Genomic DNA, 20692 nt, shown 5'->3' on the forward strand with positions numbered 1-20692 from the left:
CATGTGAGCACGAGAAAATCACCGTTGTTTTCGTGGCATGACAGACGGCCGTTGCCGCCCTGCCAGGCCCCTGCGGCGATTATAGATGGCACCTCCGTTGACGCAAGCGGCGCCGACGGCGTCCTGACATTGAGAAGCTCCCGAAACAGGGTCACGTGCCCGGTTTACTTCAGCAGATACCGGTTGGCGATCGTGATTCCTGACAGCATGGCTCCCACAATTCCCAGGAATCCCTGATCGGTTCCGCACAGGTAAAGATTGCGGACGGGAGTCAGACCGTTGACGAACTTTTCCGGCGCGCCGTAGACGCAGCCGTTCAGATGTCCGGTGAATCGACGAATGGTCCGGGGCGTGAACACGTCCGTGTCGACGACGTGTGGTCGAAAATCGGGAATGTGCGCCAGTGCGCTTTCGATGATCCGGTGATTCCACCGGACCTTCTGCTGACGGTATTCCTCCTCCGGCAGGTGAATCCAGTAGTCGGGTTCGGCCAGAGCGGTGATGCGAACTCGCCCGTCTTCCAGCGGCCGGGAATAGTCGAAATTATTCGGCGAACAGATAATACCGCTGCGAAGATCGACGGGGTCACTCGGCCGTTCGTAGCGGAACGGCAGCGAATCGCTGTAGAAGATGATCGTGTCGCGGTGTCCCAGCGAAGCCGGTTCCGTATCCAGCACGGAAATCGATTCCACAAACGAGATGTCTCCCGGAACAGCGCGAGCCGCGGGGCGGCTCGGATCAACCAGTCTCATCGTTTCCGCGGCGCCGGCGGACGACAGGATGTTGTCGGCTTCAATCTCGCTTCCATCGTCGAGCACGACGGCAGCGGCACGGCCGTTTCGCTGGATGATCTCCCTGACACCCGCCCGCAGCTTCAGGGTTCCGCCCAGAGCCTTGAAGTGCCGCACCAGCCGTTTCAGGATCAGGCGAATTCCGTCAAACGGCCGTCCGAAGCCCTCATAGAAGATGCTTTTGAACATGATGACGAACTGATTGAAGTCCATGTCGTGCGGCGTGGCGCTGCCGTAAAACATCAGCGGACAAAACAGCATGTCAATCAGCAGAGGATCGCTCAGATGTTCGCCGACGACAGCGCGGGCCGATTGAGCCTTTCGATCCAGATTCAGCGCATCGTGGTCGTCAATTCGCCGCAGCAGTTTGCGGAAGCCATCGATCTGCTTCGGAAAGACGCCGCAGACCTGAGACAACAACAGTTCGAAGTCGTTTGTGAACTTCAGTCGGCAGCCCGGAAACACGATCGACGACTGCAGTTGCGGCCGCAGGTCGAAGTCGTCCCATTTCATCCGCAGTTGCCGCAGCAGTTTGCTGAGCGGGCCGGTCTTGCTGCCCGGCCGCGCGAAATTTGTGATCGCGTGCAGGCCGACGTCGTAGTTGCGATTTCTCAGGCGGTAAAACGAATTCAGACCACCGATGGTTGTGTGCCGTTCAAGAATGCACACCTTCTTTTCGAAATACGCAAGCCGAACTCCGGCCGACAGGCCCGACATGCCCGCACCGATTATCAGGGTGTCGTATCTCACGCTGTTGTCCTGTCAATTGCGATCCGCTCCGGCCGCGTTCAGGCATCTATACCCCGAGCGGGTCAAATTGAGGTATTCTGGCTCGCGGCATGAAGAAGTGCGACAAGTATCAGCGTTCGCCGCGGCCAGTATAAACGGAACGAACGCTGCCGCACGCGCGGGATGATCGCGGATTGACCGCGTTCGGGGAATCAGGCGGCGGAGCGGTCAGCCGCTGGTCAGCGTCCCGCGGCGACCCCTGCCTCTGTCGAATCCCCGAAACCGGTCACTCTTACCCGACGACAAAGAAAAACCCCGAAGCAATACTTCGGGGCACTTCAGATACCAATTGTCAGTGACCGAAGTCAGCTTGCCACAGGAACATCCTTGAGCTTCGGCCGCAGATACGACACGGTGCTGTGCATTGTTGCCAGATGAGTATAGTCCTCTTCCGGAATCTGAACGCGATACGCCTTTCGCAGCTCCATCACGATGTCCAGGAAGTCCATGCTGTCGAGTTCCATTTGTTCGCGGAACGCAACTTCGTCATTCAGATCGGTCAGATCTTCGTCGGGAGCAATTCGTTCCAGGATTTCCAGAACGACCTCTCGGATCTCCTCACCCGTCATCAAAAACCCCCTGCCAATTCTCAGCCGACAAATCTCTGCGGCATCTGTTAGTCGAATCTGCGGACGATCAGCACGGAGTTGATCCCCAGCATGCCAAACGAGTTATTCAGAATACACGTCACTTTTCCCAGATCCCGTGGCTGATTGGCCACAAGATTCGGCAGGTCGCAGCGTGTATCGATCTGGTCGAGGTTGATTGTAGCGTGGGCGATACCATCGTCAAACGAAGGCAGATTGCCCAGCAATTCCAGTGCCCCGGCTGCTCCCATGGCATGGCCGATGAAGCTTTTGGTGTTGTTGACCACCGCGTTGCTTCCCGTCAGAACCTCTCTCAAAGCGTTTGCTTCTTCGATGTCACCCTGTTCTGTCGCGGTCGCGTGGCTGCTGACGATGTCAACGTCGGCGGCGGAAATGCCGGCTCGCAACAGAGCCAGCCGGACGCATTCCGCCTGCCGGGTCCGATTGGGCAGGACGAAGTCGGAGGCATCGGAATTCATGGCCCAGCCGATGATTTCGGCATGAATTTTCGCGCCGCGCGCCAGCGCGTCGGGCAGCCTTTCCACCGTGCAAATGCCGCCTCCTTCGGCCACGACAATGCCGTTTCGATCGACATCAAACGGGCGGCAGGCTTTCGCGGGGTCGTCATGCCGCGCCAGAGCTCCCTGGCTCTGAAAGCTGGCAAAGATGCCGAACGTATGAATGCTTTCGGAAACACCTCCGGCGATTGCCAGGTCGACCTCACCCAGCCGCAGCATCTGAGCCGCCTGAATAAAGCCGGCGTTCCCGGCGGCACACGCGGCTCCGACGGTCAGGTGCGGGCCGGTGATTTTCAGGTTCAGAGTGACTTCGCCCGCCGGATTGTTGGCGACGGTGCGAGGATTGTGGTGATGCGACCAGACCTTCGTGTCGTAGCCAAACTGCGAGATTTCATAGATCTCGTTCTCTGTCTCGACATTGCCGTGTTCGGTGATTCCCAGGTACACGCCGACTCGGTCACGAGCGACATTGTCCCAGTCCAGCCCGGAATCCCGAACGGCTTCGTTGCTGCAATAGATCGCGATCGAACCGGCTCGAGTTCCGCGGCGCACGTCCCGGCGTTTCTGATACCGCAGCTCGTCGAAATCGCAGACGCCCGCCAGGACCGGGCCCATGTATCGCGTCGTGTAGTCCACAACGCCGGACCGGCCTTCCAGCAGGCTGCGCCGAAACTCACCCGGAGAATTTCCGTTGGGAGCTGTCAGGCCGATGCCGGTGATGACGATGCGGTCAGAATCGGACAATGCAAACTCTCATCAGGACGCAGTCTTCAGGCGCGCGGCGCGAATCTTCCGACACCAGGATCAGGGTCCCGGACTCCGGTGCCGCACTTCCCAGGTCGAATCACCAGAACAACTGGCGGAATGGTCGAAACACCAGGACAACGGCTTCCGACGCAGGATTCGCCGCGTGGAAAAGTGCAGCAGAGTATCGCGATCCCCGAACACTGACAAGCACTGCATTCCGCATCCGATCGGGGTTTCTCAGGGCCGGGCAACGAGTTCGGCAGTCTGTTCATCGCAATCCGTCGTCGCGGTCGCGCGACAGTCCAACATCCCGGCACCGATAGGTCTTCATCGCGCCGCCTCCCGTTGTTGCGACTGCTGCAAACCCCGCAGGCGGCGGGGACGCGCTTTCAGGTCCGCGACCGTCGATATCTTCGAGATCCGTTCCTCATTCAGCGTGGTGCGATTCCACTCCGGAAGCACCTGCAGATAGCGTCGCAACAGGTCGCGACCTTCTTCGACGCGGCCATTCGCCAGCCGCTGTTCGGCCAGCCGGTACAGCGCGCGGGCAACAGCCACGTCCCGGAATCCCAGATCAATGCGAGCATTCCCCAATTCGTAGTAGTCGTCCGGATCCGGCGGGCAATACGCCAGCATTGCCTCGGCGAACGACAGGTCCTGATCTGACTCCGCGGGCTCCGACCCCGGCCAGCACTGCAGTCTTGCCAGAAGTCTGGCATATCGGGGACGAATGCGAGCGGGCACATCCGATGCGGCCGGCAGTTTCGAGCGCACCGTGGCAGCGGCCCGAGACGGGTACTCGCCGGGTCGCCAGACGAAGGAATTGCCCTGCCATTGAACCAGCCGTTCCGCTTCTTCTTCGCTGCCAAAGACGTCGACCGCCAGCGACCGATAGTCAGCCAGAGCCTTTGAATAACCCGACAGCCGGGGCTGCCAGGCATCGCCGCTGGCGGGATCGCATTCACAGAACTCGACAACCGTCACGTCAGTTGGCTGAAACGGGACTTTCCAGGCGAAGGTTTCCGTTTCGCGGCAGGTGCAGCGATGAAACTGAAATCGTCCGTCGCGATCGCAGACCGCAAGTTGCAGCGAACGCCCCGTGTCACTGCCCGCCGGCGGCTCAAGAGTGGCTCGGACGATGAATTCGTTCCCCTCCGGCTTTGTCTCGTAGCTGAGCGCGGGGTCCTTCACGTCGCCGCGGAAGGCTTCCCGGAAGAATTTCTGAAGCTGCGCCGCGTATTCGATCTCGTTCACTTCAAGCGATTCCGGAGCGTGCCCGGTGTCCTGCATCATCCAGACTCGAGTCGGCTGCGTGCTGGCTTCCGCAACACGCAGCGTGGCCGACGGCGGCAACAGCCGATCATGGACGCCGTGAATCAGAAACAGCGGCCCCTTCAGTCCCTTGACGGTTACCAGAGGATTGACGCCGGACAGCAGCAGACCACTCATCGCACGCAGCATCGTTTTCGTGGCCGCATTGGTCGCCTGATCCTGTTCCAGCATGGTGTCCAGCATTTCCGAGGGGATGAACACATCTTCCACAGCAATCGCGGCGGCCTGTTTTTCCGCCGCGACCGACATGGCCAGCACGGATCCCAGCGAGACGCCAAACATGCCGATCTGATCGGACGACCGGCCCGTCTTTGCGGACACGAAATCAAACGCACTCCGCACGTCACCCTGCAGCGAAAAAACCGACGCCTGTCCTTCGCTTTCACCGTACCCCTGATAATCGAACAACAGCACATCGAACCCGCCGCCGTGCAGGATTCTGGCGTACGGCAGCATGATCGAAATGTTGCCGGTGTTGCCCATGCAGAACACGACGGTCTGCTGCGAACCTTCGGCCGGCAAATACCAGCCGCGAAGTTTGATCCCCAGTTCGTTTTCGAAGTGAACCGTTTCGGCCGGCAAACCGGCATCTTCGGGCACTCGGAAATCACCGGCGAACGGCATCAGGCACGTCTGGCTCAGCGGATCCGCCGCTCGACGCACCGTGGGAATCGGCCCGCCCGCTGTGCAAATGCAGCAGCATTCGGCCGCTACCGCCCCAATCAGAAGTATTTGCCATGCGGTGCGAATCACAATCGAGCGTCCTCCTGTATTCAGCGAATTCCGCCCTGGTGTGACGTCCGGACATCGTTGAAACCCGGACAAGTTAATACGCAAAACGCAAAAGCCGACGCTGCGACAAGCCGTCGTCCGTGAATTTTCGCGAGGCGGCTGCGGTTTGTGTTTCGACCCGGAACGAAGAAGCAGCGACGAACGGCATCTTCGATTTACCGAATCACGTACTACCGTGGCCCCGGATCGTTGACGTGATCCGCTCCGCGATCTTCGCCCGGAGTCACGCCTGTGGCAAGATCAGCCCGAGCGTTCTTCAGTCGTTCGCCGGTTTCGCGGTCGAATTCGTCGACGCTGAGCTGTTCCGGAACGCTGTCGTGAGTCGCTTCCATCCAGCGTTCAAGAACAGCCAGCAACTCGGATCGCGTGGCAGAACGGTCCGCGCGGCCCGCCAGATTCTGCAGTTGAAACGGATCGGACTTTGTGTCGTACAGTTCCACCTCGGGGCGAGGTGCCAGAAAGACGTCGCTTTGCGCCGCCGTGAGCCCCCCGCTTTGTCGCAGCTTTCGCAGATTCTGGTGCGACGGCGAACGCACGGAATCCGCCGGTCCCTGCCACGGCTGCTGAGTCCGAAAGTTGCGGATCAGCAGCAAGTCTTTCGTCCGCACACTGCGACCGTGAGCCTCATAGTCGTGCCAGTTGTGTTCAGAAAACACATAGTCGCGAATCGTGGCGTGCGGGTCCGCGAACAGCGGCTGCATCGACACTCCCTTCACGGTCGGCGGAACCCGGCAGCCGGCAATGTTCAGAATCGTCGGAGCCAGATCGATCGTACTCACCAGACTGTCGCTGACGGTTCCGGCGTCCGTGATACCGTTCGGCCAGTGAGCCACCAGCGCCGTTTTCATCCCGGAATCATGCAGCCTGGTCTTCGCCCGCGGAAACGGCCGGCCGTTGTCCGCCATGACCAGAATCAGCGTGTTGTCAAGCTGGCCCTGACGTCGCAGTTCCTCCACAACCTGGCCGACGTAATAGTCGAATCGCGTGACTTCGTTGTAGTACGACGCCAGGTCCTGCCGCGTCTGAGCGTCGTCCGAGAGAAACGGCGGAACGATCACGTCATCGGGCCTGTGCGCAGCACCGTAGCGATCGGTGTCCCACTGTTGATCACCGTCCCAGTCGCGGTGAGCGTCGTACGAAGCAAACCAGAAAAAGAACGGCCGATCCCGCGGACGCTGCCTGGTGACTTCCACCCAATTCGCGTGGCCACCGGAGTTCGGATCAGAACGACCGTTGTCCACATGATCGAAGGGAACCGGCCGCGGTGGCTGACCGGTCGCCGGTTTGGTGGTGGTCATGTGATGCTTGCCGGACAAGGCCGTGTAGTACCCGGCGTCTCGCAGAATCTCGGGAAACCACGGCAGATGCACGGAGATCGGCTTGTGCAGTTCCGCCGCCTTCCCGTTGTTGTGCGGATACCGCCCGGTAATGATGCTGCTGCGAGACGGGCTGCAACTGCTGGCCGTCAGAAACGCGTTATTGAAGCGAATGCCTGTCGCCGCCAGCGAATCGATATTGGGAGTCCGAGCGGCTTCATTCCCGTAACACCCATAATCGTTCCAGCTCACATCGTCAGCAATAAACAGAACAACATTCGGACGGTCAGCGGCCAGGACGCGTGCCGCGTAAATCAGGAGCGCGAACGTCGTCACGATTTGACGAATCACAAGTAAACTCCCGTTATACCGGTACCTGGATTTCTGCCCAGGCGTAGTTGGCGTTGGCGATGACGGCGACGGATTCCGCGGAATCCACCAGACGCTGAAGTTCGCCGGCGGATGACATCGCGAGCAATCCCAGATCTTCAACCAGATCCTCCGGCAGGTGACTGAGCAGATACACGCGAGCTCGCTGCAGGGCTCGAATCAGCTGCACGGATTCGACGGCGTCGACCGGCGGCTCAAGGCTCAGCGGCCGCAGCAATTCCTCCGGTTCGCGGCATCGGCGGAGCATCTGCAGTCCCGGTCCGTGCGGGGCTTCGCAATCCGCGACCACCACGATCCGGCCGTCCTCCGCCACCAGCTTCGAAGCTGTCGCCAGCGCGGCACCGATGTGTTTCCAGTCGAATTCCTGTCGCTGGCCGGGAACGGACACGACCACCAGTTCGACGTCGCTATCGTGAGTGATCCGCCAGTTGTCGTTCAGAGCAGTCTGCCCCGCTCGCATCACCGGACCGATGGCTCCGGAGATCACCCGGGCAACGCCGCCGTCCGACGCGGGAATGATCTGCACGGCAAACTGCAGTCCCAGCAGCCAGCCGATTTCGTCGACCAGTTCGCGCAGCGGACGCTTGTCATCGGGAGTCAGTTCGATGTGCCCGGTTCGCCGGGCACTCCGAATCGCGCCAGCATCAGATAACGCCGGATAGATGCTGCTGGTGGTTCCTCCGTAGCCAAGAACACCGCTGAACCCGATCATCCCCACGTTGACTATAAAGTCGGCGTCAATCAGTTGAGTCGACAGGTAGATTCTTTCGCCGCCGGCAGAGCTCGCAAGATAGCTGCGCCCGCTTTCATCGTCCGGATTGTGGATGTGGACGGGAATCTGTCGTCGCAGATGTTCGGGCAGCAGTTCCTGAAACGCCTGCCAGTCGCGTCCCGTCGGGTCCGGCGGCAACAGGATGGTGGCGGAAATCTCGCTTCCCATGGCAACTGCCAGCCGCTCCCACACCGATGTCAGAATCTCCGGCAGCAGCGGAGTTTCCGGGTCGGCGACAATGACAACTCGGTCCCCCGGCACAACGCAGTCGTTCAGCGGCGGCAGCTCCAGCGGAGCCACCAGCGCCTCATCGATGATCGCCGCACCAGCCGCTGACGATGCGAACGGAACGAACGCATTGTCGCCAAGCAACAAGTCAACTCGGATGGTACCGGAACGCAGTGTCGTGGTTTCAGGCATGAGATTTCAGCAGAACGTAACCAGGTTTTGATGACCACAGTGTAGCAGGCGACGCGACGTTGTCCCGGCTGCTGCGACGCAGCGGCAGAGTCGCCTCGGCGACTCGTTCAGGGGCTGCTGCCCAGGGAACGCCCTGCAGCGGGCTTTGGCTGAAGCCGCGCGTGCTTTGTGCGCTTCTGTTCGGGAAGGCGGAGCCTTCCTGGCAGTGCGTTCCAGGACTGGAGCCCTGGAACGAGGACAAACGCGAACAACGTGTCCACAGAGACAAGAGCGTCGCCGGAAGTTGCGTTCAGTTGTGTGGATGGGTCTGCAGGAACACGAACGTCCCCAGCTTTGATACGGTCAGAACGTCGTTTCGGCCGTCGGCGTTGATGTCGGCCACAGTCAGTTGCGTGCCCACGCCTGACCTGTCGTCGATCTTTTGCGGAACGAATCGCACGCCGCCATTTTCATCGCGACTCCAGCGAAACCAGTACAACACCGGTTCGGCATTCGGTTCGACATCGCCCGTGGGACCGTGAGCCCAGAGGCGTTTTCCGGTCACGATGTCCCGGTGGCCGTCACCATCAATATCGGCATAGGCCAGGGCGTGCGGCTGACTGAACGCGACACCGAACGTCGCTTCATTCGACCGGTCGCCCATGATCAGGTGCTGCCGAAATGCGCGGTCACCGATTGTTCGCAGTTGGTCGTCTTTCTCGTCAGTCCCGTCGTCCGGTTTAACCTGTTCGAACCATGCAAGTCCCCATTCGTGAGCATTCAGCGCTGAGACAACATCCTGGTCACCGTCACCGTCGACATCGTCAACAAACATCTGAGCGCCGCCCCGATCGAGCGAAAATCTGCCGCGGTGGAACTTCCAGTCTTCACTGCCCGTATCCTCCGGCTGTTCGTACCAGCCATCGTTGATGACGAAGTCTGTGCGGCCGTCGGCATTCACGTCGCCGGTTCCCTGGCCGTGATAGAACTGCGGCCAGTCTTCGTTCGCTCCGATCGGCCTGAACGTCCAGGGCTGAGTCGGCTGCTGCGGATTCGGTTCGATGGATCCCCAGCGACCGTCCCAGTGACAGATCACCTGAGGAATTCCGTTACCGTCAAGATCGACCAGTGCCGGCGATTCGCCGCGAACGCGTTCAAAGGCGAAGTGATCGGTCCACAGCCCGGCATCATCGCTGCCCGGGTTTTCGTACCACTTCGCTTCGTGCATGTGGACTCGGCCCAGCACCAGAATGTCGGGCCGTCCGTCCCCGCTGAAGTCATGCACAAAGCTGAACATGCTGTTGCTGGGACTTGGTTCCGGCAGCAGAGGAACCGCCTCATAGAACTCGTGCGCTGTTTGAAAATCCGGTCCCGAATACCAGAACGGCCCGGCAATGACATCGACATTCCCGTCACTGTCGATGTCCGCGACCGTAATGCCGTCGCAGTAATACCGATCCGTAAGCTGCAGCTTCGTGAAGGAAACGGCGCTCGTCGCCGGAGGCTCACCGGACGCGCGCTGGCTGCCCATCAAAGTGACCGCTGTCACTGCCGCAACACAAAGCCGAACAGCATTCGACTGCATAGCTTCACTTCCCGCGATACGGCGATCGGTGGACGATGATTCCTGGTATTGACGCGTGCCGCATCCGACGGGGCATTCTATGTCAATCGGTGCCTCTCGCTCGACCGACTTCGGAACGCTTCGATCACGGCACTGTTGTCCGCGTCACCGTAGCCGAGTTCCACAGCTCGGTCCAGCAGTTCGCGATGCCGTTCGCTGAGCGGTGTCGCCGCGTCGTACTTTCCTGCTTCGGATAGAATCAGCCGAACGTCTTTCAGGTGCTGCGAAAGTCTTGCCTGAGCCTCAAAGTCGCGTTCAACCATTTTACGGCCCTTGGATTCCATGACCGCCGACGCCGCCGGAGTCTGCCGCAGAATCTCCAGCACCTGCGAGGGAGCGAATCCCAGTGCTTCGCCGAACGTCAGCCCTTCCGCCAGCACGGCTCGGTGCAAACCCAGCACCAGATTGTGAACCAGCTTGAATCGCGAGGCCGCTCCCGCGTCGCCAAGGTGAAACCGTCGTTCGGCGACAGCCGCCAGCAACGGCGACGCCGCAGCAATCGCGTCCGCAGATCCGCCAAGAAACATCACGGCCGTCCCGCTGCGGAGCTGACTGCTGGAACCGGCAATCGTCGCTTCGATGTACCGCACACCAAAACCGCCGAGCCGCCTGCCAGTGGAAATCATCTGTTCCGGGTCACCGGTCGTCGTGTCAATCACGATCTGACCGGAAGCAAATTGCGGCGAGACTTCGTCCACGACCGCCGCGACGATGTCACTGTTCGGCAGACTCAGAAACACCGTCCCGCATTGTTCGAAGACATCGCCGGGAGAGCCGCACGCCGTGCCTCCGGCAGCCGCCAGCATCTCGCGCTGAGACTCGCGAGTATCGAAGCCCGCGACATCCGTCCCGTGTCTCAGCAACTTCTCCGCCAGCACGCTTCCCAGCAGCCCGAGACCGATGATTCCAGTTGTCAGACGGTCAGCCATGGAGCGTCCTCAAGGTAGCTGCGTGCCGTGAAAGGCCGGTGAATATAGTGCAGATCGTCGGATTTGAACCGGCACAGCGTCGCGTTTTCGTGTTGCTCGACAAGTCCGGAAACCGCATCTTCGCGGGAAGTATCCGGCGCTGGCGTCGTCGATCCGCCGCACCGCGATATCGGGTTCCGCCGCGGACGGAATTCCGCATTCCTGACTGCCGTGTCCGTGCCGATCCGGCAAGGCGTCCTGCGTTCCGGCGGACAGTTGCAGATCGGCGGTAACTCCATCAGCATGCATCGTTCCGCAGATTCCTCGCGGCAGGAGACGATGTCATGAAAGAAGTAGCCACCGCCGAATCGCTGCGCACCGGAAAGTGTGTTCCCTGCGAAGGAGGCGTGCCGAAGCTGACAGTCGACGAAGCCGCAAGACAGTTACAGGAATTGTCCGGCTGGAAACTGCTGGCCGGTCCGGATCGGATTGCGAAGTCCTGGACGGTCAGAAATTTCATGGCGGGAATGAGGTTCTTCGAGGAGGTCGCCGAAGTGGCCGAATCGCAGGGACACCATCCCGATCTGCATCTGACCGGATATCGCAACCTGACGATCGAAATCTGGACGCACGCCATCGGCGGCCTGTCGCTGAACGACTTTATTCTGGCCGCCAGGATTGACGACCTGCCGATTGACCTTAAGAACCCCTGATGAAGAACGAGATTCACGTGGCACGATTCCCCAGAATGTGTGACATCCGGCAGCGGTTTGATTCACCGCAGGTCGATGACATCGCAGCGACGGTTCACAGCGAACTTCAGAAGCTGAACCTTCCCGCTTCGATCAAGCCGGGCGATACGGTGGCCATCACGGCCGGCAGTCGCGGCGTGGCCAACATCGCGCTGATTCTAAGAAGCGCTGTCGACTGTCTGAAGCAGGCCGGAGCCGTTCCGTTTCTTGTGCCGGCGATGGGCAGCCACGGCGGCGGTACCGTCGACGGGCAACTGGAAGTCCTGCGCGGCCTGGGAGTCACGGAAGACACCGTGGGAGCACCGATCAGAGCGACCATGGAAACGGTGATCGTGGCTCAGTCGTCGATCGGCCTGCCCGTGCATTTCGACCGCTACGCGTCCCAGGCCGATCATGTGCTGGTCGTCGGCCGCATCAAGCCTCATACCCGGTTTGTGGGAGCGATCGAATCCGGGCTGCACAAGATGATGCTGATCGGGCTGGGCAAGCACGAAGGCGCCAAGATCTATCATCGCGGCATCATGACTCACAGTTTTCCGGAGATCATCCAGTCCGTCGGCCGAAAAGTGCTGCAGGACTGCCGCGTGATCGGCGGCCTGGCGATTATCGAAAATGCTCGCGACGAAACGGCTCTGATCGAAGCCGTGAAGCCCGACGCGTTCGAATCGCGCGAACCGGAACTGTTAAAGATGGCGTGCCGCTGGCTGCCAATTCTGCCGTTTCCGAAATGCGACGTGCTGATCGTGGACCGCATCGGCAAGAACATCAGCGGAGTCGGCCTGGATTCCAACGTCGTCGGACGGAAGTATCTCGACCACATGGCCACCGAAAATGACATCGCCAGTTGCCGGCGGATCGTCGTTCGCGGGCTGACCGAGGAAACTCACGGTAACGGCACCGGGATCGGAATGACCGAATTCACCACACAGAAGTGCGTCGACCAGATCGACCACGTGAAGACTCGCATCAACTGCATCACCGGCCTGCATCCCGAAGCCGCCATGATTCCCATCACTCTGCCGACCGATGCTGATGCCGTCGAAGCCGCGCTGCAGACAATTGGTCTGATCGAACCGGAAGCCGCCCGCGTCATCCAGATTTCAGACACGCTGCATCTGACACGTGTGCGAGTGTCCGAAGCCTACTTTCCTGAAGTCCGTGAACGCGACGACCTGGATTTCATCGGCGAACCCTTCGATTTCCCGGTCGATCCGCATGGGTGTCTGCGCGACGTCGAAGCCTGAATTCCCTCCGACACATAACGATGGATTCGGGTGAGCCGGATGACTGAACCGCTGCACTTCATGATGGGCCAGTTCAAGGCCGTGATTCCCGTCGATCGGCTGTACTCCCGACGACACATGTGGCTGCAGACTTCAGCCGACGGCGCGTTTCGCGTTGGCTTCACGGCGTATTCGGTCCGGCTGCTGCAGGACGTGTATTTCCTGGAATGGTTGATCGACGAAGAAACACTCGTCCGCGATCGGCAGGAAATCGGCGAAGTCGAAAGTTCGAAGGCCGTCTCCGCGCTGTACGCGCCGGCTGCGGGAACGGTGCTTTCCTTCAACGCAGCCCTGCTGAACGATCCGTCCGGCATCAACGCCGACAACTACGGAGCGGGCTGGCTGTTTGAATTTCAGACCGACGCGGAACTGCTGACGCCCGAACAATACATCGGCGTGCTCGAAGCCGGCTGGGAAGATACTCAGCGGACCATCAAGGGTCAGATGAACTGACGACGCACCAGGCACGTACACTGACAGCAGCCAAAGTCAGTTCAGCGGTTCACTGCGGGGATACGAACCGAGCACTTCCAGACGGTCCGCTTGCGCTTCCAGTTCCTTAAGCGTGCGTTTGATCTTCGGGTCGGAAACATGTCCTTCAAAGTCCAGGAAGAACAGGTAACCGACTTCCGGCGAACGCAGCGGGAAGGATTCAATCCACGTCAGGTTGACCTTGCAGCGTTTGAACACCTGCAGCGCGTCGGACAAAGATCCGGGCTTGTGAGGAATCTGCAGCAGAATCGCCGTCCGGTCGGCGCCCGTGGCATCGGCAATCGTGTCACCGATAACGGCAAACCGCGTGATGTTGTTGCGGTTGTCTTCGATACAGTCCGCCACCACGGGAACGGCATACTGAATCGCCGCCTGCTGGCTGGCCACCGCCGCCGCTCCTGGTTTGTCCCGCGCCAGTTGAGCGGCGGTGGAGGTACTGGTGACTTCAATCAGCCGGGCGTGCGGCATGTTCTTCGAAAGCCAGTCGCGGCACTGAGACAGTGCCTGCGGCTTGCTGTAGATTTCATTGATATCACTGCGATCGCAGCGGGCCAGCAGATTGTGATGAACATGCATCTGCACTTCGCCGCAGATTCGCAGAGGCAGGCGAGTGAACATGTCGAGCGTGTCGACGATTCGACCGTCGGTACTGTTTTCAATCGGAACCAGACCGAAGTCCACGTGTCCGCGGTTGACCTCTTCGAATACCGTCGCGATCGTACTGACGGGAATCAGATCGGATGATTCGCCAAAGCGGTTGATCGCGGCCAGATGAGTGAAACTGTACGCCGGTCCCAGGTAGGCGACTCGAGCACTGCGAATTCGCTGCCGCCCCGCACTCAGCAGCGGGCGAAAGATGCTCTTCATTTCGTCAGACGTCAGCGGACCGCCGCTGACCTCCGCCAGTGTCCCCCACAGCGTCGTTTCTTCTGTAGTGTCGAAGACAATTCGATTGGGCGAATCTGATCGGGCTGTTTTTTCCAGAAACGTAGAAACACGCTCGTTCAGCAGACGGATCAGGTTGCGGTCGATCTCCGCCAAGCGCTGATCGGGGCTTTTCGCTTTTGAAGAACCCGCGGTTTTCCGCCGAACCGCCCGCTTGCCGGACGAAGGTGCCGGCTTCTTCTTTTTGGCCACTTTCCTGCTGACGATCTTGCGTGCGGTCTTCTTCTTCGTGGCCATAATGACTTCCGAAAACCTGCCGACGATCGGAATCCGAAACGGGGCAACGGCAGGGCGGGACTGTGGCGGGATTGCGGACGTGAATTGGTGCGGAATATGCGTCGAGCTTGTACAGACGACCAATCACAGTGTCAAGCTGCGGGCCTCTTCCGACTCCGCGAACCAACCGTCCGCCGAGAATTCCCCCGGCAGATCCCCCGCGCCCGTCGTCCCTTCACCACGAACATGCCAATCTGGCACCACCAGTCATTGATCAAAAAATGCCACAATGGCACTGTCGACTTGGATTGAGTTCACCCCACCGGATGCCAGATTGGCAACATTCGTGTCGGAAGTGTCCGGTGTCATGCCAGTAAAGTATTTTCAGTCTTAGACTTACAAAACATGAGGCGAATTGGCACACCTGATGCTAGATGGAGCGACGGTGTCCAGGATGCAATTTGACCAACATGTGGCTCGTGATGCGGATGTGTCGCAGACGGCGCTGGATGCAGCATCCGAGTCCTGAAACCTCAACAACTCACGTCGTGAAGCAGAACGACAGGAGAATTCAATGGCTGTTAAAGGTGAAAAGATCATCGGAATCGACCTGGGGACCACAAACTCAGTCGTGTCTGTCATGGAAGGCGGCGAACCGAAGGTGATCGCCAATCAGGAGGGAAGTCGAACGACTCCCAGCGTGATCGCGTTTACGGACAAGGGTGAGACTCTGGTGGGCGAACCGGCGAAGCGGCAGGCCGTGACCAATCCCACCAACACGATTTACAGCATCAAGCGGTTCATGGGACGCCGCCACAGCGAAGTGGAATCTGAAGAAAAGATCGTTCCGTACAAGGTGATTGGCGGTGCCAGTGACTATGTGCGAGTGAACGTCAGCGGGAAGGAATACACGCCGCCGGAAATCTCCGCGCTGGTGCTTCGCAAGCTGAAGGAAGCGGCCGAAGCCTACCTGGGTCACAAGGTCAACAAGGCGGTGATCACGGTTCCTGCATACTTCAACGACGCTCAGCGGCAGGCCACCAAGGACGCCGGACAGATTGCCGGGCTGGAAGTGTCCCGCATCATCAACGAACCGACGGCCGCGGCACTGGCCTATGGGCTGGAAAAGAAGAGCGAAGAAAAGATCGTCGTGTTCGACCTGGGCGGCGGTACGTTCGACGTATCGATTCTGGAAGTCGGCGATGAGCTGGTCGAGGTGCTGAGCACAAACGGGGACACTCACCTGGGCGGTGACGACTTCGACGAAGTGCTGATCAATCACATCGCCGCACAGTTTAAGAACAACGAAGGCATCGACCTGCGCAAGGACGCAATGGCTCTGCAGCGGCTTCGCGAAGCAGCGGAAAAGGCCAAGAAGGAGCTGTCCACACAACAGACGACCGACATCAACCTGCCGTTTATCACGGCCGATGCCAGCGGAGCCAAGCACCTGCAGATGAGCATCTCCCGGTCGGAATTCGAAAAGCTGATCGACCCGCTGGTCGAACGCTGCCGCGGTCCGGTCCAGAGCGCTCTGAAGGACGCGAAGCTGAAACCCGGCGACATCGCCGAAGTGGTTCTGGTTGGCGGTTCCACGCGAGTCCCCAAGGTGCAGGCGTTCGTCCGGGAAATGTTCAAGAAGGAGCCGCACCAGGGCGTGAATCCGGACGAAGTCGTGTCGCTGGGAGCCGCAATCCAGGGCGGAATCATCGTCGGCGATGTGAAGGATGTCGTACTGCTGGACGTCACTCCGTTGTCGCTGGGTATCGAAACCGAAGGCGGCATCATGACCGTCCTGGTGGAACGCAACACCACGATTCCCACGACCAAATCGGAAACGTTTTCGACGGCCGCCGACAATCAGCCTGCGGTGACCGTTCGAGTCTTCCAGGGCGAACGCAGGATGGCCGGCGACAATCGTCTGCTGGATCAGTTTGACCTGAAGGACATTCCGCCCGCTCCGCGCGGAGTGCCGCAGATCGAAGTCAAGTTCGATATCGATGTAAACGGCATCCTGAGCGTTTCGGCGAAGGACAAAGCGACCGGCAAGGAGCACAGCGTTCAGATCAAGCAGTCCAGCGGCCTGTCGGACGATGAAATTGAACGCATGAGAAAGGACGCGGAAGCTCATGCCGATGAGGACAAGAAGAAGGAAGGGCTTGCGAAGGCTCGCAACCACGCTTCGTCCACAATTCATCAGGTCGAAAAGACGCTGAAGGAATTCGGTGACAAGGTCGACGAAGCATCAAAGACCGCGATCAATACGTCCATCGAAAAGGCCCGAAAGGCGGCGGAGACAGAAGACGCCGACGCCATCAATAGTGCTGTGGAAGAACTGATCCAGGCATCGCACGCTCTGGCCCAGCACATGTACAAGGATCAGGGCGACGAAGCACAGGAAGGCGCCGAACACGCCGGAGCAGCCGCTTCCGCAGGTGGTGACGACGACGTAATCGATGCGGAATTTGAAAAGAAGGAATGATAGGATGTGACTGTGTGTCCGATCCGCGGTCTCCGGCGGATCGGCCCGGTCCCCGCGTTCACAGGGAGAACTCTTCATGTCCATCGCCGCCCAATCGCTCACCATCGATGAATACATCGAACTCGAACATACGACCGGCGAACGGCATGAATACCTGGACGGTGAGGTCCGTGAAATGGTTGGAGGCAGTGGTCCGCATTCACTGATTTCGACAAACCTGCTGGTGGCACTTCATCGGCAGGTGTCGCGACGTGGATGTCAGGTTCACGGCAGCGATCTGCGAATCAGCCTGCCCGAAGCCCGTGGATATACCTACGCCGACATTGTCATTTCCGACGGCGCGCCGCAGTTCGTCGCGCCGAAGGATTCGCTGGTGAATCCACTGGTCATCGTTGAAGTTCTGTCGCCCACTACGGAGGCTCATGATCGTGGCGACAAGTTTGAACGTTATCGTTCCATCGACAGTTTTCAGGAATATCTGCTGGTCTCTCAGGACCGGCCTCGCATTGAACGTTTCGTCCGGCAGGACGACGGCAACTGGCTGCAAAAAATCCATGCGGACCCGCAGGGTGAAATCGTTCTGGAGTCCGTCGACTGCCGGCTGGCAATGGCAGACGTGTACGCTCAGGTCGATTTCAGCGATGGAAAGAGGTAAGTCCGATGTCTGTCGCCCCTGCAACCTGACGATCGGCAGGTTGCCGACTTTTCCGTCATCGAGCATATCGCTGGCTCGTCATGACGACGACCGCCGCGTCGGTTTCGATCGCTGAAACGCGACCGCTGTGGTCATCATTGTCACACTCTGCGCCGGCGATGCGCGCTGAAGACAACAAAGTGATGCGGACCTGATTAAGGAACAACGGCATGGCATTCAACCCCGAAAAACTGACGGTCAGGGCCGGCCAGGCACTGCGCGACGCACAGGAGCTTGCCGAAAACAGCAGTCACCGATTTCTGCGGCCGCTGCACATTCTGAAAGCGCTGCTGGATGAGCCCGACGGAATCATGAAGCCGCTGCTGGAAAAGATCGGCGCCAATGTTGCTCAGTTGAATTCGATGGTCGAGGGTGAACTGAACCGCCTGCCGCAGTCGTCGATGTCGGGAGAACCAGTCGGAGCCGGCCCGGAAGCCGTCAAGGTGCTCAACGCGGCGCAGAAGCATGCCGACAGCATGGGCGACGAATACACGTCGACCGAACATCTGCTGATCGCGCTGACTCAGGTGGAAGATCAGGCGAAGCGGCTGCTGGAACTGAATGCTGTTCGTGAAGACGATATCCGGGAATCACTGAAACAAATTCGAGGAGGACAGACCGTGACGGACCAGAACCCCGAAGACAAATACCAGGCCCTGGAAAAGTATGGTCACGACCTCGTCGAACTGGCTCGCCAGGGGAAGATCGACCCGGTGATCGGCCGGGACACGGAAATCCGGCGTGTCGTCCAGGTGCTGTCGCGTCGCCGCAAGAACAATCCGGTGCTGATCGGCGAACCGGGCGTCGGCAAGACGGCAATCGTCGAAGGGCTGGCTCACCGAATCGTGCTCGGCGACGTTCCTCAGAATCTGAAGGACAAAAAAGTCTTCGCGCTGGACATGGGAGCGCTGGTGGCCGGAGCGAAATATCGCGGGGAGTTTGAAGATCGCCTGAAGGCCGTCCTGAAGGAAGTGCAGGCCTCCAGCGGGCAGATCATCATGTTCATCGACGAATTGCATACGGTCGTCGGTGCCGGAGCCAGTGAAGGAGCGATGGACGCGTCCAACCTGCTGAAGCCCGCACTGGCTCGCGGTGAGCTGCATTGTGTCGGAGCTACAACACTGGATGAATACCGCAAACACATCGAAAAGGATCCCGCTCTGGAACGCCGTTTTCAGCCGGTCATGGTGCAGGAACCGAATGTCGAAGACACGATTTCCATCCTTCGTGGACTGAAGGATCGCTATGAAAGTCATCACGGGATTCGCATCACCGACGATGCCATCATCGCCGCCGCCACGCTGTCGGATCGATACATCAGCGACCGGTTTCTGCCCGACAAAGCCATCGACCTGATCGACGAAGCGGGCAGCCGGCTGCGAATGGAAATCGATTCCATGCCCGCGGAAATCGACGAAGCCACGCGCCAACTGACTCGCATGCAGATCGAAGCCGCGGCGCTGGAAAAGGAAACCAGCGACGAAAGCCGCGACCGTCTGCATGACCTGCGCCGGCTGATTGCGGAACGCGAAGAGGAAACGAACCAGCTCAAGGCTCGCTGGGAATCCGAAAAGTCGGCGCTGTCCGGACTGAAGCCGCTGAAGGAGGAAATTGAAAAGCTGCGCACGGCGTACACTCAGGCGTTTTCGCGAGCTCAGCAGACGAACCGCAACGAAGACTACCAGGAAGCGTATGAGTCCGATCAGAAACTGAAAGTCGCCGAACGCCGCCTGGTGGAACTCGAAAGCAAGTCCGCGGAACTCAACCACGATCCGGAAAATCGCCTGCTGCGTGAAGAAGTCACGGAAGAAGACGTCGCCCGCGTCGTCAGCCTGTGGACGGGAGTTCCCGTGTCCCGCATGATGCAGGGCGAGCGCGAGAAGCTGCTGCGCATGGAAGACGCGATACACACGCGGATGATTAACCAGCACGAAGCGGTCACCGCCGTGTCCAACGCCGTCCGGCGAGCTCGTTCCGGCATGCAGGACCAGAACCGCCCGATCGGGTCATTCATCTTTCTGGGTCCCACCGGCGTCGGAAAGACGGAACTCTGCAAGGCTCTGGCGGAGTTCCTGTTCGACGACGAACGCAACATGGTTCGCATCGACATGAGCGAATTCATGGAACGCCATTCCGTCGCGCGGCTGATCGGTGCTCCTCCCGGCTACGTCGGGTACGAAGAAGGCGGCCGGCTGACCGAAGCCGTACGCCGGAATCCCTATTGCGTGATCCTGCTGGACGAAGTCGAAAAGGCGCACCGCGATGTGTTCAACATTCTGCTGCAACTGCTGGACGACGGCCGGCTGACCGATAGCCAGGGCCGCACCGTCGACTTCACCAACACAATCGTGGTGATGACGTCCAACATCGGCAGCCAGGCCATCATGCAGCTTTCCGGAACCTCCGACGACCGCGAAATCCACAATCGCGCGATGGATGCTCTGCAGGCTCACTTCCTGCCGGAATTCCTGAATCGCGTGGACGAAGTGATTGTCTTTCACCCGCTGGGCCGCGGTGAAATCCGCGAAATCGTTGATCTGCAGATCGACCGGCTTCGCGAACAACTGGTCCGCAACGGCTACGGCCTGGAAGTGTCTGATGACGCGAAGCAACTGCTGGCCAGCGAAGGATACGACCCGGCCTACGGTGCTCGCCCGCTGAAGCGAGTCATCCAGCAGCGGCTGCAGAATTCGATTGCGAACGAGATTCTGTCCGACCGCTTCTCACCCGGCGACACTGTCCGCATCGACGCCGCCGCCGACGGGTTCATCATCAACTCGGGAGAAACAGTCAAATCGTGAAAGCGGGAGCAGAGCGATTCCTGAAGGGGCGACCTTTGCCGCATTCGTAACACGTCCACGGC

The 20692-nt window shown here is 59.6% G+C and carries 15 protein-coding genes; 6 read left to right on the forward strand and 9 right to left on the reverse strand.

Features of this window, described 5'->3' with window-relative positions; translation table 11 throughout:
* Window positions 1-164: 164 nt before the first annotated feature.
* The 8 genes from R3C19_16035 to R3C19_16070 form a co-directional block, all read right to left on the reverse strand.
* Window positions 165-1541 (reverse strand): NAD(P)/FAD-dependent oxidoreductase, encoded by a 1377-nt coding sequence (locus R3C19_16035; GenBank protein MEZ6061856.1) that lies wholly within the window; start codon window positions 1539-1541, stop codon window positions 165-167.
* A 344-nt stretch (window positions 1542-1885) separates the two neighbouring features.
* On the reverse strand, window positions 1886-2149 hold the full coding sequence (locus R3C19_16040; protein MEZ6061857.1) for an acyl carrier protein: 264 nt from the start codon (window positions 2147-2149) through the stop codon (window positions 1886-1888).
* Window positions 2150-2196: 47 nt separating this feature from the next.
* Entirely contained in the window at window positions 2197-3429 is a 1233-nt protein-coding gene (locus tag R3C19_16045) for a beta-ketoacyl-[acyl-carrier-protein] synthase family protein (GenBank protein ID MEZ6061858.1), read from the reverse strand.
* Window positions 3430-3759: 330 nt separating this feature from the next.
* Complete coding sequence (locus tag R3C19_16050; GenBank protein ID MEZ6061859.1) at window positions 3760-5517, reverse strand: alpha/beta hydrolase; 1758 nt, start codon at window positions 5515-5517, stop codon at window positions 3760-3762.
* Between the two features lie 209 nt (window positions 5518-5726).
* On the reverse strand, window positions 5727-7223 hold the full coding sequence (locus tag R3C19_16055) for a sulfatase (protein ID MEZ6061860.1): 1497 nt from the start codon (window positions 7221-7223) through the stop codon (window positions 5727-5729).
* 13 nt (window positions 7224-7236) lie between these two features.
* Window positions 7237-8454 (reverse strand): lactate racemase domain-containing protein, encoded by a 1218-nt coding sequence (locus tag R3C19_16060; protein ID MEZ6061861.1) that lies wholly within the window; start codon window positions 8452-8454, stop codon window positions 7237-7239.
* Window positions 8455-8743: 289 nt separating this feature from the next.
* Entirely contained in the window at window positions 8744-10018 is a 1275-nt protein-coding gene (locus tag R3C19_16065) for a VCBS repeat-containing protein (protein ID MEZ6061862.1), read from the reverse strand.
* 77 nt (window positions 10019-10095) lie between these two features.
* Window positions 10096-10986, reverse strand: a complete 891-nt coding sequence (locus R3C19_16070; GenBank protein MEZ6061863.1) for an NAD(P)-dependent oxidoreductase — start codon at window positions 10984-10986, stop codon at window positions 10096-10098.
* A 323-nt stretch (window positions 10987-11309) separates the two neighbouring features.
* On the opposite strand from R3C19_16070, the gene R3C19_16075 reads away from it, so the two are divergent.
* From R3C19_16075 to R3C19_16085, 3 genes are read left to right on the forward strand one after another with little or no spacing between them, the layout of a single operon-like run.
* Complete coding sequence (locus tag R3C19_16075; GenBank protein MEZ6061864.1) at window positions 11310-11678, forward strand: 4a-hydroxytetrahydrobiopterin dehydratase; 369 nt, start codon at window positions 11310-11312, stop codon at window positions 11676-11678.
* Window positions 11678-12961: a lactate racemase domain-containing protein gene (locus R3C19_16080; protein MEZ6061865.1), complete on the forward strand. Its 1284-nt coding sequence runs from the start codon at window positions 11678-11680 to the stop codon at window positions 12959-12961. Before R3C19_16075 ends, R3C19_16080 begins: the two co-directional genes overlap by 1 nt.
* A 39-nt stretch (window positions 12962-13000) precedes the next feature.
* Window positions 13001-13453: a glycine cleavage system protein H gene (locus R3C19_16085; protein ID MEZ6061866.1), complete on the forward strand. Its 453-nt coding sequence runs from the start codon at window positions 13001-13003 to the stop codon at window positions 13451-13453.
* Window positions 13454-13489: 36 nt separating this feature from the next.
* Here the strand turns inward: R3C19_16085 and pheA are convergent, their stop codons facing one another.
* Window positions 13490-14674 carry a prephenate dehydratase gene (gene pheA, locus R3C19_16090; protein ID MEZ6061867.1) on the reverse strand — a complete coding sequence of 395 codons (1185 nt, stop codon included), beginning with the start codon at window positions 14672-14674 and terminating at the stop codon, window positions 13490-13492.
* A 553-nt stretch (window positions 14675-15227) separates the two neighbouring features.
* On the opposite strand from pheA, the gene dnaK reads away from it, so the two are divergent.
* The 3 genes from dnaK to clpB all read left to right on the forward strand — a co-directional run bounded on the left by dnaK (window position 15228) and on the right by clpB (window position 20630).
* Entirely contained in the window at window positions 15228-17135 is a 1908-nt protein-coding gene (gene dnaK / locus R3C19_16095) for a molecular chaperone DnaK (protein ID MEZ6061868.1), read from the forward strand.
* Window positions 17136-17211: 76 nt separating this feature from the next.
* On the forward strand, window positions 17212-17790 hold the full coding sequence (locus tag R3C19_16100; GenBank protein ID MEZ6061869.1) for a Uma2 family endonuclease: 579 nt from the start codon (window positions 17212-17214) through the stop codon (window positions 17788-17790).
* 209 nt (window positions 17791-17999) lie between these two features.
* Window positions 18000-20630 carry an ATP-dependent chaperone ClpB gene (gene clpB, locus R3C19_16105; protein ID MEZ6061870.1) on the forward strand — a complete coding sequence of 877 codons (2631 nt, stop codon included), beginning with the start codon at window positions 18000-18002 and terminating at the stop codon, window positions 20628-20630.
* Window positions 20631-20692: the final 62 nt, after the last annotated feature.

It is taken from the genome of Planctomycetaceae bacterium (assembly GCA_041398785.1).
GTDB lineage: Bacteria > Planctomycetota > Planctomycetia > Planctomycetales > Planctomycetaceae > JAWKUA01.